The organism is Alcanivorax quisquiliarum (assembly GCF_023051175.1).
Taxonomy (GTDB): Bacteria; Pseudomonadota; Gammaproteobacteria; order Pseudomonadales; family Alcanivoracaceae; genus Isoalcanivorax; species Isoalcanivorax quisquiliarum.
This window is the reverse complement of record NZ_JALKII010000035.1, coordinates 1-1,156: the sequence shown is the minus strand read 5'-3', so window position 1 is coordinate 1,156 and position 1,156 is coordinate 1. Positions and strand designations below refer to the sequence as shown.

Below are 1,156 nucleotides of genomic sequence, written 5' to 3'. Positions count from 1 at the left end.
TGCTTTATTGAATTTTATTCTTTTTTTTTTGTGTAGTATTTTCTTTTTAATTATTTTATAATCGATAATTAACTAAACAATGTCTATAACGGGTTCCATTATCGGGCCGCTGGACCTCTTGGAATGCTAGACTGGTGTTACTGAAGATTTTCGGTGATTGAAATTTAATGCATTCATTATATAATTTAGAAAATGAGGCCCTTGATTTCATCGTATAATACAAGTACAAGAGCTCCACCAGTACCCCTGAGGACGTTGGAGAAAGCACCCTTGAAGAAGGCGGAGCCACCTTCAGTCTTGGCAATGACTGACCAGCAGTGGAGTGTGTTCTTATAGACGATATCAGCTTTGGCACGTCCAGACTGCATCATCATACGCCTCCTAACGGTATCGAAGGGATATGAAATAATACCGGCACATGTTGTAACAACCTGAGCAATGGCCCATGAGATTAAGAATCCGGCATTCTTGGGGTCGGGTAACATTCCCTTGGCTGTGTCGAAGCAACCAAAGTATGAAGCTCTGTAGATGATGATACCCTGGACTGAGACACCAAATCCTCTGTATAGACCAACAAGACCATCCTTCTTGAAGACCTTGGAGATACAGTCGCCAAGACCGGTGAATTCTCTCTCCTTACCAGCCTTTCCGACATCAGCAGCTAACCTTGTTCTGGCGAAGTCGAGAGGATATACAAAGCACAAGGAAGTGGCACCAGCAGCACCACCTGAAGCAAGGTTACCAGCAAAGTGCCTCCAGAATTGAGTTTTTGGGTCAACTCCACCAAGGAAAACTTGCTTGTACTTGTCCTTGAAAGCGAAGTTCAGAGCTTGAGTTGGGAAATATCGGATAACGTTGGCAAAGTTACCTCTCCAGAAAGCAAGAAGACCTTGTTCACGTGGGATACGGACAAAGCAATCAATCATACCCTTATATCTCTGCTCAGGAGCGATTTGCTTGGAGATATGCTGGACTTGAAGAAGCAACTTGACTCGTTCGATGGGAGCTACGGCTGTCTTGGAGATTGCCGCAGATACACCTCCGGCAACGAAATCCTTCATAAAGGAAACTGGGTCGGTGATAGCTGGCTGCATGTTGGGTAGTTGGATGAACTGAAGTGAAGTGAACGAGTCAAGAGATCCTAGCACACCCAAGG

Annotated in this window: 1 protein-coding gene; it reads right to left on the bottom strand. The window is 44.6% G+C overall.

The window, feature by feature from the left end:
* Positions 1-185: 185 nt before the first annotated feature.
* On the bottom strand, positions 186-1,156 hold a 971-nt coding region (locus MU846_RS14855; protein ID WP_246953985.1), incomplete at its 5' end, for an MC/SLC25 family protein.